The organism is Mesorhizobium sp. BAC0120, assembly GCF_033542235.1.
GTDB lineage: Bacteria > Pseudomonadota > Alphaproteobacteria > Rhizobiales > Rhizobiaceae > JAWRCU01.
In genome coordinates this window covers 18,047-31,578 of sequence record NZ_JAWRCU010000002.1, presented here as the reverse complement: position 1 = coordinate 31,578, position 13,532 = coordinate 18,047, and the positions used below count along the sequence as shown (strand labels likewise).

At 63.0% G+C, this 13,532-nt stretch carries 13 protein-coding genes; 8 read left to right on the top strand and 5 right to left on the bottom strand.

Annotated features, from left to right (window positions below; genetic code table 11):
• Positions 1-2 precede the first annotated feature (2 nt).
• From SAZ10_RS03685 to SAZ10_RS03675, 3 genes are read left to right on the top strand one after another with little or no spacing between them, the layout of a single operon-like run.
• Positions 3-1,367, top strand: coding sequence for a formimidoylglutamate deiminase (locus tag SAZ10_RS03685; protein WP_318607823.1), 1,365 nt, complete (start codon positions 3-5; stop codon positions 1,365-1,367).
• Positions 1,364-2,110, top strand: a complete 747-nt coding sequence (locus SAZ10_RS03680) for a GntR family transcriptional regulator (RefSeq protein ID WP_318607822.1) — start codon at positions 1,364-1,366, stop codon at positions 2,108-2,110. The genes SAZ10_RS03685 and SAZ10_RS03680 overlap by 4 nt, the downstream gene beginning before the upstream one ends.
• Positions 2,103-2,675, top strand: coding sequence for a HutD family protein (locus tag SAZ10_RS03675; protein WP_318607821.1), 573 nt, complete (start codon positions 2,103-2,105; stop codon positions 2,673-2,675). Before SAZ10_RS03680 ends, SAZ10_RS03675 begins: the two co-directional genes overlap by 8 nt.
• 4 nt (positions 2,676-2,679) lie before the next feature.
• Here SAZ10_RS03675 and glyS read toward each other — a convergent pair whose 3' ends face one another.
• Positions 2,680-5,181, bottom strand: a complete 2,502-nt coding sequence (gene glyS / locus SAZ10_RS03670) for a glycine--tRNA ligase subunit beta (protein WP_318607820.1) — start codon at positions 5,179-5,181, stop codon at positions 2,680-2,682.
• Between the two features lie 189 nt (positions 5,182-5,370).
• Between glyS and SAZ10_RS03665 the strand changes: the two genes are divergently transcribed.
• The gene (locus SAZ10_RS03665) at positions 5,371-5,481 is read left to right on the top strand and encodes a ribbon-helix-helix protein, CopG family (RefSeq protein ID WP_318607819.1); all 111 of its coding nucleotides are present in this window, start codon (positions 5,371-5,373) and stop codon (positions 5,479-5,481) included.
• Positions 5,482-5,655: 174 nt separating this feature from the next.
• Here SAZ10_RS03665 and SAZ10_RS03660 read toward each other — a convergent pair whose 3' ends face one another.
• The 3 genes from SAZ10_RS03660 to SAZ10_RS03650 all read right to left on the bottom strand — a co-directional run bounded on the left by SAZ10_RS03660 (position 5,656) and on the right by SAZ10_RS03650 (position 9,834).
• Entirely contained in the window at positions 5,656-6,576 is a 921-nt protein-coding gene (locus tag SAZ10_RS03660) for a glycine--tRNA ligase subunit alpha (protein WP_318608451.1), read from the bottom strand.
• Positions 6,577-6,670: 94 nt separating this feature from the next.
• A complete protein-coding gene (locus SAZ10_RS03655; protein ID WP_318608450.1) occupies positions 6,671-8,650 on the bottom strand; it encodes a tetratricopeptide repeat protein in 1,980 nt (659 codons plus the stop codon).
• Positions 8,651-8,817: 167 nt separating this feature from the next.
• On the bottom strand, positions 8,818-9,834 hold the full coding sequence (locus SAZ10_RS03650) for a polyprenyl synthetase family protein (protein WP_318607818.1): 1,017 nt from the start codon (positions 9,832-9,834) through the stop codon (positions 8,818-8,820).
• A gap of 149 nt (positions 9,835-9,983) precedes the next feature.
• Between SAZ10_RS03650 and SAZ10_RS03645 the strand changes: the two genes are divergently transcribed.
• On the top strand, positions 9,984-10,358 hold the full coding sequence (locus SAZ10_RS03645; RefSeq protein ID WP_318607817.1) for a VOC family protein: 375 nt from the start codon (positions 9,984-9,986) through the stop codon (positions 10,356-10,358).
• Between the two features lie 75 nt (positions 10,359-10,433).
• Here SAZ10_RS03645 and SAZ10_RS03640 read toward each other — a convergent pair whose 3' ends face one another.
• Complete coding sequence (locus SAZ10_RS03640) at positions 10,434-11,087, bottom strand: hypothetical protein (RefSeq protein ID WP_318607816.1); 654 nt, start codon at positions 11,085-11,087, stop codon at positions 10,434-10,436.
• Positions 11,088-11,493: 406 nt separating this feature from the next.
• Here SAZ10_RS03640 and SAZ10_RS03635 point away from each other — a divergent pair, with 406 nt between their 5' ends.
• The 3 genes from SAZ10_RS03635 (at position 11,494) to SAZ10_RS03625 (ending at position 13,460) form a co-directional block, all read left to right on the top strand.
• Entirely contained in the window at positions 11,494-11,718 is a 225-nt protein-coding gene (locus SAZ10_RS03635; protein WP_318607815.1) for a DUF2007 domain-containing protein, read from the top strand.
• A 13-nt stretch (positions 11,719-11,731) separates the two neighbouring features.
• Positions 11,732-12,517 carry a tRNA1(Val) (adenine(37)-N6)-methyltransferase gene (locus tag SAZ10_RS03630; protein WP_318607814.1) on the top strand — a complete coding sequence of 262 codons (786 nt, stop codon included), beginning with the start codon at positions 11,732-11,734 and terminating at the stop codon, positions 12,515-12,517.
• 109 nt (positions 12,518-12,626) lie between these two features.
• The gene (locus SAZ10_RS03625) at positions 12,627-13,460 is read left to right on the top strand and encodes a S49 family peptidase (RefSeq protein ID WP_412535169.1); all 834 of its coding nucleotides are present in this window, start codon (positions 12,627-12,629) and stop codon (positions 13,458-13,460) included.
• Positions 13,461-13,532 lie beyond the last annotated feature (72 nt).

The window sequence follows — 13,532 nt, the reverse complement described above, 5'->3', positions numbered from 1 at the left end:
TGATGGCTGTAATTTGGGCGAAACATGCGCTGTTGCCGGCGGGATGGTCGGATAGTGTGCGCGTGGAGGTGGGCGCCGACGGTCGAATCACGAATGTGGAGATCGCGGCTGCGCCCGCAGGCGAGCAGGTGGGCTTACTGTTGCCAGCGATGGTGAACCTGCATTCCCATACCTTTCAGCGCGCCATGGCCGGGCTGTCCGAAGCGCGTGGACCGCAGCCGCGCGATACATTCTGGACATGGCGGCAGATCATGTATCGCTTCCTCGATCACCTGACGCCCGACGACGTGGAGGCCATCGCCACGCTGGCGCAGATGGAAATGTTGGAGGCCGGGTTCGCCACCAATGTCGAGTTCCACTATCTGCACCACCGGCCCGGCGGGGCGCATTACGACAACATCGCCGAGACGTCGGAGCGAATTGCCGCAGCCGCTGCGCGCACGGGCATCGGGCTCACCCTTTTGCCGGCGCACTATCAGTTCGGCGGCGTCGACCGCCGTCCGCTCGGCCCCGGCCAGCAGCGCTTCGGCACGACCCCGGATGAATTCGTCACCTTGCTGGACGCTGCCGAGGCTGCGCTCCGTCATCTGCCGCCGGATGCCGGGATCGGTGTCGCGCCGCATTCGCTGCGCGCGGTCAGCCCCGAGGCGCTGGCGCTTTGCGAGAGCCTGCGGCCTGGGCGGCCGCTGCATATCCACCTCGCGGAACAGATTCCCGAGGTGGATGAGGTGCAGGCTGCGCGTGGCCGCCGTCCCGTCGAGTGGCTGCTGGACAACTTCAGTCCCGACCCGCGCTGGACGCTGATCCATCTCACCCACATGACCGAGGACGAGACGCGCCGTCTGGCTGCGACCGGTGCCGTCGCCGGCCTGTGCCCGATCACGGAATCCAACCTCGGGGACGGAATCTTCAACGGTACGATATGGAGGGATGCGGGCGGGCGGCTGGGCTTTGGGTCGGACAGCAACATCCGCATCTCGCTGATCGAGGAGTTGCGAACGCTGGAATACAGCCAGCGGCTGCGCGACACCGGGCGCGCCATCTTCGCCGAAACGGGACGCTCCACCGGTCGAGCGCTTTATGATGCCGGGCTCGACGGCGGGGCCACGGCGGCGGGCCGGGAGACAGGCGCCATAGCGACGGGCCTGTGGGCCGACCTGTGCGCCGTCTCGCTGGACAACGCGGTTCTGTTCGGCCGGAAAGGCGATGAACGCCTCGACAGCCTGATCTTTGCCGGAGGTGACGGGCTTGTGCGCGACGTCTGGGCGGCAGGTCGCCACATCGTCCGCGATGGCCGCCATTCAGATCATGACCGGATCGTAGCCGACTACTTGGCCTGTATCGGCAGACTGCAGGAGGTGATGTGAACGAGAAGCAAGCCGGCGCGACCTTGCCAAAGGCACGGAGCATCGCCAACGAAGTCCGTCGACGCATCGTCGAAGGCGAATGGCGCCAGGGCGACCGTATCCCGGACGAGGCCGATCTGGCGATCGAGTTCAACGCCGCACGAGCAACCGTCAACAAGGCCCTGCAACTTCTGGCCGATGAAGGGCTTCTGGATCGCCGTCGCCGTGCCGGCACACGCGTGGCGCTCGATCCCGTCCGCAAGGCGACGTTCTCGATCTCCATTGTGCGCGAGCAGGTCGAGCAGGCTGGCATGACCTACGGCCATCGTGTCTTGGCACAGCGCGATAGCCCAGTTCCTGAGAAGATCGCTTCGCGGATCGGGCTTCCTGAAGGCAGTGTCCTGGTCCATATGAGAGCCCTGCACTATGCTGATGGGAGGCCGTTCCAACTCGAGGATCGCTGGATCAATCGGCGCGCCGTGCCGAGTCTGGCCAAGGTCGATTTCTGGCAGTTGAACGCCAATGAGTGGCTGGTCCGAAACGCTCCCTATCTGCGGGCCGAACTGACCTTCTCCGCCGAAAATGCCACCCGACGCGACGCCAGATTGCTGAACATTCAAGAGGGGCAGGCGCTGCTGGTCCTGCATCGAACCACCTGGAACGATCTCGGCCCTATCACCACCGTCAGGGTGGCACACCAACCTGGCTACCTCATCGGTACCGAAAAGAACTATTGGCCCGAGCGGCAGGGCGAAGATGCCTGAGGCTTTGAGGGATAACGGCGTGGCGGAATCAGGTGTTTTCCGGCTGGCGGACCGCGTATTCCAGCCCTGGAAAAATGGCGGCGGTGAAACGGCCGAAATCGCTGTCTCGCCGGCAGGAGCCGATTTCGAGACCTTCGACTGGCGCCTCAGCACAGCCGTCGTCGCAAAGTCCGGCCCGTTCTCCACATTTGCCGGCGTAGATCGGGTGCTTACCGTCCTGGAGGGGGGCGCGATGGTCCTCTCCGTCGACGGCCGGGAGCACAGGCTGGATGCAACCTGCGAGCCATTTTGCTTTTCAGGCGACGTCACTGTCGTCGCACGGTTGGAGAGTCAGAGGCTGCTCGACTTCAACGTGATGGTGCGACGTCCCTTGCAGGCGGAGGTCGTGCGCGGCCCGATCGACTTTAGTCGCAGGCGCAAGAACACACGCGCGAGGTTTGCCTTGCTGCTCGAGGACCGGGTTAACCTTGCGCGGCTCGATCTCGTCGATCTCGAAGCCGTCACTCCTTCGCTCGCCGCCAGCCTTGTCGGAACGCAAGCGTTGGACGTGCAAATTTTCGGTTGAGTCTCTACCCCGCGATCTTCGAGAAGTCCGCCACCTGCCCGGTTGCGGCGCGGATGCGTGCGAGCAGCGCCAGCCGGTTGGCGCGCACGGCAAGATCCTCGTCATTGACGAGCACATGATCGAAGAATGAATCAACCGGTCCACGCAGCGCGCTGAGCGCGCGCATGGCATCCGCGAAATCCTCCCGCGCGATCGCCGCGGCAGCCTCATCCTCGGCACGGTTCACCGCTGCGTAGAGCGCCTCCTCGTCCGGCGTGTTGAAGAGCGCCGGGTCGACCTCGGCCGCGATCGCCGTGCCCTTCTTCTCCTCGGCCGCGAGGATGCTCACTGCGCGGTTGGTGCCGGTAAGCAGGTTCTTGCCGTCCTCCGTGTCAAGGAATGTGCCCAGCGCCTCGACGCGCCGCACGATCATGAGGAGATCGTCGTTTGACGAATGGCCTGCCTCTCCGCTCGCCAGCACGGCATCGATCAGGTCGTGCCTTGCACCCTGGTCGCGGAGGTAGACCTTCAGGCGATCATGGAAGAAGGAAAGGAGGTCTGTAAATTGTTCGGCAGTCCACCCCGGATAGAACTCGGAAACGCCTACTCCGTCGTTCGTGTCAACCGCTTTGACGGAACCCTCGAACCGTTCCTCAATGTCTTCCACGAAGTTGTCCGGAACACCTGCCTCTTTGAGTTCCTCGATCTTTACCAATGTTGCCAATTTTCCTTGGTAGTAAAGCTGCGTCAGCAAGTCGTTAAGCGACGACACAAGCAAAGCTTGTAGTGGCAACCTCACCCCGTTCTCGATCACGATCCTGATCACGCCCAGCGCCGCTCTGCGCAGTGCATAGGGGTCCTTGCTCCCGGTAGGCTTCTCGTTGATCGCCCAGAAGCCGACCAGCGTGTCGAGCTTGTCGGCGAGCGCGACGGCGATCGACACCGGGTCGTTCGGCACGCGGTCGGACGGGCCCTGCGGCTTGTAGTGCTCCTCGATCGCCGCGGCGACCGAAGGATGCTCGCCCTGGAGTGCCGCATATTTGCGACCCATCACGCCCTGCAGCTCGGGGAATTCGCCGACGACTTCGGTCGTCAGGTCCGCCTTGGCAAGCACGGCCGCGCGACGTGCGAGAGTAGCAATCTCCCCCCTTGCGGGGGAGATGCCCGGCAGGGCAGAGGGGGGCGACGTAGGGCGTTGGCCTTCACCGGTTTCAGACTGAGAGGCTGGCGGGACAGCGCCCCCCTCTGTCGGCTGCGCCGACATCTCCCCCGCAAGGGGGGAGATCGGGCGCATAATCATTGGCGCCAGCTCTTCCGCCAGTCTGGCGATGCGCCCTACCCTCTCGCCCTGCGTGCCGAGCTTGGCATGAAAGGTGACGCCGAGATGGTCGAGGCGGGCCATGCGCTGGTCGAGCGGCAGAAGCTTGCCGCGCTCGTCGCGCTTCAGGTCAAATTTCTTCGCCGACTCCTCCAGCTCAGGGAGATCCGGCAGGTCGCCCTGGTCGGTCTTCCAGAAGTAGAGCGCATCGGAGAGCCGAGCGCGCACCACCTTGCCGTTGCCATGGGCGATCTCCCTGCCGCCGTCGCTGGCCTCGATATTGGCGGCGAGCACGAAGCGGTTGGAGAGAAGGCCATCGGCGTCCTGCGGCCGCGTCACGAAGCACTTCTGGTTCGTCCTGATCGTCAGCCGGATCACTTCGGCCGGGATGTCGAGGTAGGTCTCATCGAACTCACCCATCAGCACGACCGGCCATTCGACCAGTCCGGAGACCTCCTCCAGCAGCCCGTCATCCTCGACCAGCTCCAGCCCGCTGGCGAAGGCCAGGTTCTGCGCGTCGGACTTGATGATCTGCTTGCGCCGCTCGGCATCGAGGATCACCTTGCCGGCCTCCAGCTTCGCGACATAGTCCTCGAAGCGGCGCACGGTAATCGCGCCCGGCGAATGGAAACGATGGCCGTAGGTGATATTGCTTGCGCGGATGCCATCGACCTCGAAGTCGATCACGGTCGGCTCGCTGGTCTCCGGGCCGAAGGTGCAGACGATCGACTGCAGCGGCCGCACCCAACGCAGCGAGCCGGGCACCGCTGACGCCTTGCCCCAGCGCATCGACTTCGGCCAGGGGAAGTCGCGGATCACGGCAGGCATCAGCTCAGCGATGATCTCCTCCGCCTCACGGCCCGGCTTGACGATGTGCGCGACGTAGAAGTCGCCCTTCTTGGGATCGGAATGGACATGCGCCTGTGAGACGTCGCTCAGGCCGGCCTTGCGCAGAAAGCCCTTGATAGCCTGTTCGGGCGCCTTGGTGCTCGGCCCCCTGATCTCCTCGCGCACGTCGCGTGAGCGCGCGGTGACGCCGCGGATATCAAGGGTCAGCCGCCGCGGCGTCCAGTATTCCTGGCCGCCTTCGTATGTCAGGCCTGCCTCGACAAGCCCGTCGGTCACCATCTTGCGCAGGTCGCCGGCAGCCTTGCGCTGCATGCGGGCCGGGATTTCTTCGGAACGAAGTTCGAGCAGAAGGTCAGGCATTCACACGTCTTTCGTTGGCGCGCCCGCCGTACCAAGACTGACTGCTCTTGTCACCCGTCTGCCTTAAACGGCGTCCGCTGAGCCATTTTGATCGCGACCGAGCAATATAGTGACGGCGACCATTCCTGACCTGCCCAAAAGGATGAAGAAGCGATACAGATGCCAATATCAATGCCTGAGAAAAACGCGATGCGGGCGCTTGTAGAAATCGACGATAGCCACATCAGGGAGCTGGATCGGCTGGCCAAGCACCAAAAGCGGTCGCGGGCGGCTCTGATCCGCGAGGCCGTCGTCGACTAGCAGGCCGAGATGACAAGGGCAGATGCCTTCGGCCTGTGGGGTAAGCGGAAGACAGATGGGCTCGCCTACCAGGAAAAAGCCAGAACCGAGTGGTGAAGTAGCGGACGTCCCCGACATCCGCGTTCCATACGCGCTTTGAGCCAAGCGGCCAAACGACGCAGCAAGCGTTGTGTCTTACGCCGCCATCCCCCCGGCTTCCGTCTTCAGGAACGCCTCCCCGCACCCTTTGGCGAGGTTGCGCACGCGCAGGATGTAGCTCTGCCGCTCGGTGACCGAGATCACGCCGCGTGCGTCGAGCAGGTTGAAGATATGGCTCGCCTTGATCGTCTGGTCGTAGGCGGGCAGCACAAGCTTATGCAGCGGGTTGTTGTCCTTGGCGCCCGGCTCGCCGGCCGACAGCAGCGCCATGCATTCGGCCTCGGCGTCGTCGAAGTGCCTGAGCAGCATCTTCGTGTCTGCAAATTCGAAATTATGTCGCGAATATTCCTGCTCGGCCTGCAGAAAAACATCGCCATAGGTGACCTTCTCGTCGCCTTCGCGGCCATTGAAATTGAGCTCGTAGACGTTGTCGACGCCCTGCACATACATTGCAAGCCGCTCCAGCCCATAAGTCAGCTCGCCCGAGACAGGTGCGCATTCGATGCCGCAGACCTGCTGGAAATAGGTGAACTGCGAGACCTCCATGCCGTCGCACCAGCATTCCCAACCGAGCCCCCAGGCGCCGAGCGTCGGGCTCTCCCAGTCGTCCTCGACGAAGCGGATGTCATGCGTCAGCGGGTCGATGCCGATCGCCGCCAGCGAACCCAGATAGAGCTCCTGCAGGTTCGGCGGGTTGGGCTTCAGGATCACCTGGTACTGGTAATAGTGCTGCAGCCGGTTGGGGTTCTCACCGTAGCGGCCGTCCTTCGGCCGGCGCGAGGGCTGAACATAGGCGGCGTTCCAGCGCTTCGGCCCGAGTGCCCGCAAAGTTGTGGCGGGATGGAAGGTGCCGGCGCCGACTTCCATGTCGTAGGGTTGCAGCACCAGGCAGCCATAGTCGGCCCAGTAATTGTGAAGAGCCAGGATCAGCCCCTGAAAGGAGCGGCTCGGCTGCATATGTGGGGCAGGCTCGGTCACGGCAAATTCCTCGGTCGGAATGCGCCTGACCTAAAGGCGGAGGAATGGAGCGTCAAGGCGGACGGAACGCTTGTCAGTTCGAGACCGGAAGCCTGAGTTCCTGACCAGGGACAATGCGGCCCGGATTGCGGCGCAGCTTGGGGTTCAAGTGCAGGATCTCGCGATAACGCTCACCGCTGCCGAGCTTGTCGGCAGCGATCGACCACAGCGATTGCCCACGCTGCACGGTGTAAGCAGCCGGGACGGCCGCCATGACAGCGGCCACGCTCTCGGTCGGAGCATCGAGCTCGCTCTTCTTCTCCACCGCCGGAGAATCGGCCGGTGGGGCGACCGGAGCATCCGGCTTGTCGGCGGCGGTCTTGCCTTCGATCGGCGGCAGGCCCTCGGCGAGCTTCTTCTGAACGTTCGCGAGCACGTCCTTGTCCGGCTTCATGTCGCGCGCATGTGCCCACTGAAAGGTCGCTTCCAGCCGGCGGCCGACGCGCCAATAGGCATCGCCGAGGTGATCGTTCAGCACCGGATCGTCCGGCTTCAGCGAGACTGCCTTCTCAAGCTCACGTACGGCATCGTCGAATTTGCCGAGCTTATAGTAGGCCCAGCCGAGCGAATCGACGATGTAGCCGTCGCCGGGCCTGAGATCGACCGCCTTGCGGATCAGGTCCATCGCCTCGTCGAGGTTCATGTTCATGTCGACCCAGGAATAGCCGAGATAGTTCATGACCTGAGGCTGGTTGGGATAGAGCTCGAGGGCCTTCTTGAAGTTGGGCTCGGCTTTCGGCCATTCCTTAAGACGCTCATAGGCGATGCCGCGCTGGTAGAAGATGTTCCAGTCGGTGCTTGCCGGCGTCTTCAAATGCTCGACGGCGCGGTCGTAGACTCCCGCGGCGTTTCGGAAATCCTCCTTCGCCGCGTAGACGCCGCCGAGCGCCAGGTAGCCGCGCATGTCGTCGGGATCCTGCTCGATCAGCTTGTTAAGCTGCGCGATGGCCTCGTCCTGGCGTTTGAGATCAGCAAGGTTCAGGCCACGCTGCATCTCGGCAAGTCGCTTCACCGGCGAATCCGCCGGAATCCGCGAATAGAGATCAATCGCCTGCTCGGCATCGCTCTGCTGCTCGGCAAGCGCGGCGAGCTGCAGCAGGACCGAATCGCCCGTCGGATTCAGCGCGCGGGCGAGCTGCAGGTATAGCTTGACGAAGGCCTCGCCGCCGCTGCGGTTAAGCGCTGTGCCGAGGTCGAGCAGCACTTCGGAGGCGCCCTCGACGGGCCCTTCCACCAGACGAGGCACCGGCTTGCCGGCTGTTATCTCCTTGCGCAGGGCGCCCACCTGCACTCGCCCCGGCGCAAACTCGTCGATGCGATCGAGCACGCCAAGCGCCTTGTCCTTCTCGCCCCTGCGCGCCAAAAATCGCGCATAGGACTCGGCCGAACGCAGCCAGGTTTCAGGGGCGGCGCTACCGGACGAAGCGTCATCGAGTGTAGCTTGATAGACCTGCTTGGCCTCCACATCAAAGCCGGCCTGATCGGCGATCAGCGCGCGATGATAATTGACGAAGAGACTGTACCAGTCCGGCCCATCCAGTTTGTCGAGATGTTTCAGGGCGTCTTTGGGACTGCCCTCGCCGGCCTTCGCCCAGCTCGTCATCAGGCCGGTGATGAGGCGATCCAGGTCGGATTCGAGCACCAGCTTCAGCCAGTTCTCGGCAGCCTTGAAATCCTTCTTGCGGAAAGAATCGACGGCCAGCATCAGCCGCGAGAAGCGTTCCACGTCGGGCACGGTCTTCAGCTTCTCGGCCCAGGGCAGCGCCTCATCGAAATCGCCTTGCGTGATCAATGCGAGCAGCAGGCTCTGCTGCAGCGACTGATCGTCGGGGTCGAAGGAAAGGGCTCGCTTGTAGTAGGCGATCGCGCTCGGCAAGTCGTTGTCGCCTTCGGCGACCCTGGCCGCAAGATAGGCACCCGAGAACGTGCCGATCGCCACAGGCTGGTCGGATTGCTTGGCAAAGCCGAGAAGCGGCGACACTACGAAGAGCGCCGCAAGTCCCGCGACCGACATGGCGCGACTGAGAGTGTTTTTCACCTGCCTTGAGTTCCCTTTTCCTGTGGGCGCCCGCCCACCGAACCTTACCTAGCGCCGCTTTGGTCCTCAAGCATGGCCTTTTTGCGGTAAGCGTTCAACCTCGCAAGGTTCACATTCCGGTCAGCCGGCGTGCATCAACCCCATCACGACACGCGACTGATACAGAAATCTATTACGTCGTTAAGCGCCGCTTTCTGCGGAGTCGACTTCAGCGGCGCGAGCGCATCGCGGGCGATGTCGCCGAAATGAGTTGCGCGCGCGATCGTGTCGGTTACGGCACCGTGGCGCTTCATCAGCCCGATCGCCTTGTCCAGAGCAGCGTCGTCGACAGCGTTCTCCTCGATCGACTTCACCCAGAACGCACGCTCGGCCGGCGTGCCGCGGCGATAGGCGAGGATCACGGGTAGTGTCACCTTGCCCTCGCGGAAGTCGTCGCCAACATTCTTGCCGAGCTCTTTGCTCGAGCCGCCATAATCCAGCGCATCGTCGATCAACTGAAAAGCGAGGCCGAGATTCATCCCGTACGAGCGGAGCGCCGCACGGTCGTTGCGGGTCGCCTCGGCGATTACCGGACCGACCTCGGCGGCGGCGGAGAACAGGGCTGCCGTCTTCGCCTTGATCACCGCGAAATGCTCGTCCTCGGTGGTCTCGAGGTTCTTCGCCGCGGCAAGCTGCATCACTTCGCCTTCGGCGATTATGGATGCGGCGGTCGACAGGATGTCCAGCGCCTCGAGCGAGCCGACGTCCACCATCATGCGAAAGGCCTGCCCGAGCAGGAAATCGCCGACGAGCACGCTGGCCTGATTGCCCCAGATCATGCGCGCTGTCTTCTTGCCGCGCCTCAGGTCGCTCTCGTCGACAACGTCGTCGTGCAGCAGCGTGGCCGTGTGCATGAACTCGACGCTGGTCGCAAGCTTGACGTGGCCGTCACCGGAATAGCCGAACATCTGTGCGGCAGCCAGCGTTACCATGGGCCGCAGCCGTTTGCCGCCGGAAGAAATCAGATGGTTCGCCACCTCGGGGATCATCTCGACGTCGGAGCCGGCCTTGGAAAGGATCAACTCGTTGACCCTGTCCATGTCGGCCGCAGTGAGGTGCAGCAGCCGCTCGATCGAGGCTGCGTCCCGCTTGCTATCTTCAAGATTGAGTACGACACCCAAGGCCAGATCCCTTATTTGCCGCAGACATAACGATGCCGCGGCGGCGCGCAAGCCCTCACTGCAAAGCTAGGTTGTCCTATATAGCTGCCGCAAGGGGCGAATTGGCGCGGGGGACAGGCCTACCGGCCGGACATGCCTGGAGATAATCGATGGGATCGATCAGGGAAATCGTATTCGACTGCGCGTCCGCGGCGCGGCTTGCGCGGTTCTGGGCAGAGCTACTCGACGGCTATGCCGTTCGGCCCTACGACCAAGCCGAGATCGATCGACTCGCCACGTTGGGCCTCACGCCGGAGACCGATCCGACAGTCATGGTGGATGGACCCGGGCCTGTCCTGTGCTTCCAGGAAGTTCCGGACCGCAATTACCAGAACAACCGGGTGCACCTGGACATATCCGTTGATGATCGAGGGCAAGAGGTGCAGCGCATTCGTTCGCTTGGCGGCGAGGTCGTCCGCGAGACTGACGGGTACACCGTCATGCGTGACCCGGAAGGCAACCAGTTCTGCATCGTGGGGCACTGAAACCGGTATGTGCAATGCGGACAGTTTACAGGTGCGCGGGCTTGGCCGCCGGATTCTCGTGTGCGCGGAACTATATCAGCCGGGGATGAAACGGCGCTCCTCGTTGAAGGCGAGCAGCACGTAGATGAAAAGGAGCGTGCCGGCGAGTTCCATCCCTTCCTCCGCGTTCGTTTCCATGCGGTAGTGCAGCGACTTCACCCCTTCAACCTCGGCAATCTTGCCGCCGATCATTTCCAGCCCGACAGCCCCGCCGAGAAACAGGCCGGCTGAAAGCACCATCAAGAGGGCGAGCCTTGTCGGAAAGGAGCGGATGAACGGGATGAAGCTAGCCAGCCCTATCAAGGCGAGTATGCCGGCAGGGGCTGCCCAGGCGAAATATAGAACGCCGGAGTGGCTCATCCGCGCAGCCAGGACCGCCGACAGCTTCTCGTGAAGCCCGGCAAATTCGTCGAAGGAGGCGAGGAGAAAAAGCGCGGCGAGTGCATACCAGTGCCATCTGAAACGGTCGCGTCGGGCTGCCGCATGCTCGGCGCCCAGAAAAAGAAGCACGGCCGCCACAAAGAGCGAGATTATCGAGACCCAGGTGAATGCGCTGCGTTCGAAGTCGACGTCGAGCATCCATATCTTAGCGGAGAGGTCCGGCTCAGGGCCGACGTAGAGCCGCACATCCTGGGCGATGCTGGCACAAAGCAGCGCCAGCGAGACACCAGCCACCCCCAAGAGGATCATTTTCCCTCGGAGGCCGGGGCGGCTTGCTGCGGTCAAACGTGTAACGTGCAACGGGACTGTCCCGTCAGCCCCTCGGAAATAGGATTTCGACATCGTAGTAAAGCACCAGTCCAATGAGAGCTAAGACTATCGAGAGCGTTGTAAGCGCTAGCGCGGCATCGAATTTGTTGCTGCCCGTGACCATGCGTATCAATGCCGTAACTTGGCCAAAAGTTCGCGGCACAGTGCCGCTGTTTTGACACTTTAATGACACTTTTGTAACAATCGGGGAGCTGCTCTATGGAGCTGCAGTCGAGTGCGTGCAGGGCCCGTTTTGGAGGCCTTTGAAGAGGGGCTGCGGGCAATTGTGACGGATCGGCGATTCCGGCCATTTACTCCTGGCGCACGACCTGCGATTTTCGCGCGCATGAAAGAACTCGTCCGAACCAATGATGCCGTGCTGATCTCGTTTATCGAGGCGCTGATGCGCGACGCTGGCATCGCCTATCTCGTTGCCGACCAGAACATGAGCGTGGTCGACGGCTCACTCGGCATCCTGCCACGACGCATCATGGTCGAGGAGGACGAGCTCGTCAGGGCGCGCGCAATCCTCGCAGATGCGGGCATAGGCCACGAAATCGAGAAGCACTGACCGCCTGCCAGCCATGGCGACCGACCAGGCAAGCCCGGACTTTACGCTCGACGCCTTCCATCGCGGCCGATTCTGGCTCGTGCAGCCGAAAGGCGCCGGGCACCGTGCCGGCATGGATGCAATGATGCTTGCTGCCGCCGTGCCCTCGGATTTTTCGGGCCGTCTCGTCGATTTCGGGGCCGGCGCCGGCGCGGCCGGCCTGGCCGTTGCCGCGCGCTGCGCGGCAGCGCAGGTCGTTCTCGTCGAGAACTCGGCCGAGATGGTCGCCTTTGCCGAGCGGACCGTCACGCATCCGGAAAACGGTCATCTTCGGGACCGCATCTCTGTTCTGACAGCCGACGTGTCGCTTTCCGGCAAGGCACGAACGGCAGCAGGCCTCGGCGATGGCGCATTTGATTTCGCCATCATGAATCCGCCATTCAACGCCGGCCATGACCGAGTGACGCCCGACCAGCTGAAGCGCGGCGCCCATGTCATGCCCGACAAGCTGTTCGAGCTCTGGCTGCGCAGCGCCGCAGCAGTGGTAAAGCCGCGCGGCGGCGTCGCAATCATCGCACGACCCCAGTCGATCGGCGAGCTCCTCGTTGCGCTGGCCGGCCGCTTCGGCAAGCTTGAAATCGTGCCGATCCACCCGCGGCCCGACGCCGCGGCCATCCGTATCCTGGTGCGCGGGACGCGTGGCTCGCGCGCCGGCCTATCACTGATGCCGCCTCTCTTCCTGCACGCGGCGGGCAGCGACCGCTTCACCGCGGCGGCCGACGACATCAACAACGGTCGCGCCTCGCTCTTTGGTGATTGAACGGTAGCTGTCCCACCATTGCGGAAATGCGGTAAAATCCTACATCTTCGTGGCAAAATCCGGAGCATCCCGTTTGAACCGCTTCCTCAATAAGTTCCTGCCCAGATCCATGCGTTCAGACGCCGTGACGATCCCTGTGATCAGGCTGCACGGCACGATCATGGCCGGCGGCACGCAGCTCAGGCAGAGCTTGTCGCTCTCCTCGACGGCAGCGCTTATCGAGAAGCTGTTCGCCTACAATGATGCGCCGGCCGTCGCGATCTCTATCAATTCGCCCGGCGGCTCGCCGGTGCAATCGCGGCTGATTTACCGCCGCATCCGCGATCTCGCGTCGGAAAAGAAGAAAACCGTGCTGGTGTTCGTCGAGGATGTCGCTGCGTCCGGCGGCTACATGATTGCGGTCGCCGGCGATGAGATCATTGCCGATCCTTCCTCCATCGTCGGGTCGATCGGGGTCGTTACGGCCTCCTTCGGCTTCCCAGAGCTCTTGAGGAAGGCCGGCATAGAACGCCGTGTCCACACGGCCGGACGGAACAAGGCCGTGCTCGATCCGTTTCGACCGGAAAAGGAAGAAGATGTCGAGCGGCTGAAAGTGCTGCAGCTCGAGGTCCACGAGACCTTTATTGACATCGTCAAGGAGCGCCGGGCCGGCAAGCTGACCGACGATCCCGACCTGTTTACCGGCCTGTTCTGGACCGCCAAGCGCGGGATCGATCTCGGCCTGGTGGATGCGCTGGGTGACATGCGCAGCGTCCTGAAGAGCCGTTTCGGGCCGAAAACGAGGCTGCAGCTGATCAGCCACCCGCGCGGCTTCTTCGGCCGTCGGCTTGCCTTCTTCGGTTCGAATGCCGGGCTTTCGGCATCCGACCTCGCGGCTTCAGCCGTCGACGGGCTTATCGAGGCGATCGAGTCGCGTGCGCTATGGAGCAGGTTCGGGCTTTGAAAAAAGCCACGTTCGGCGCTACCATGGTTAATAGGCGAATTCGCTTAGTGGCGCCGCCGCCTATCAAGGAGA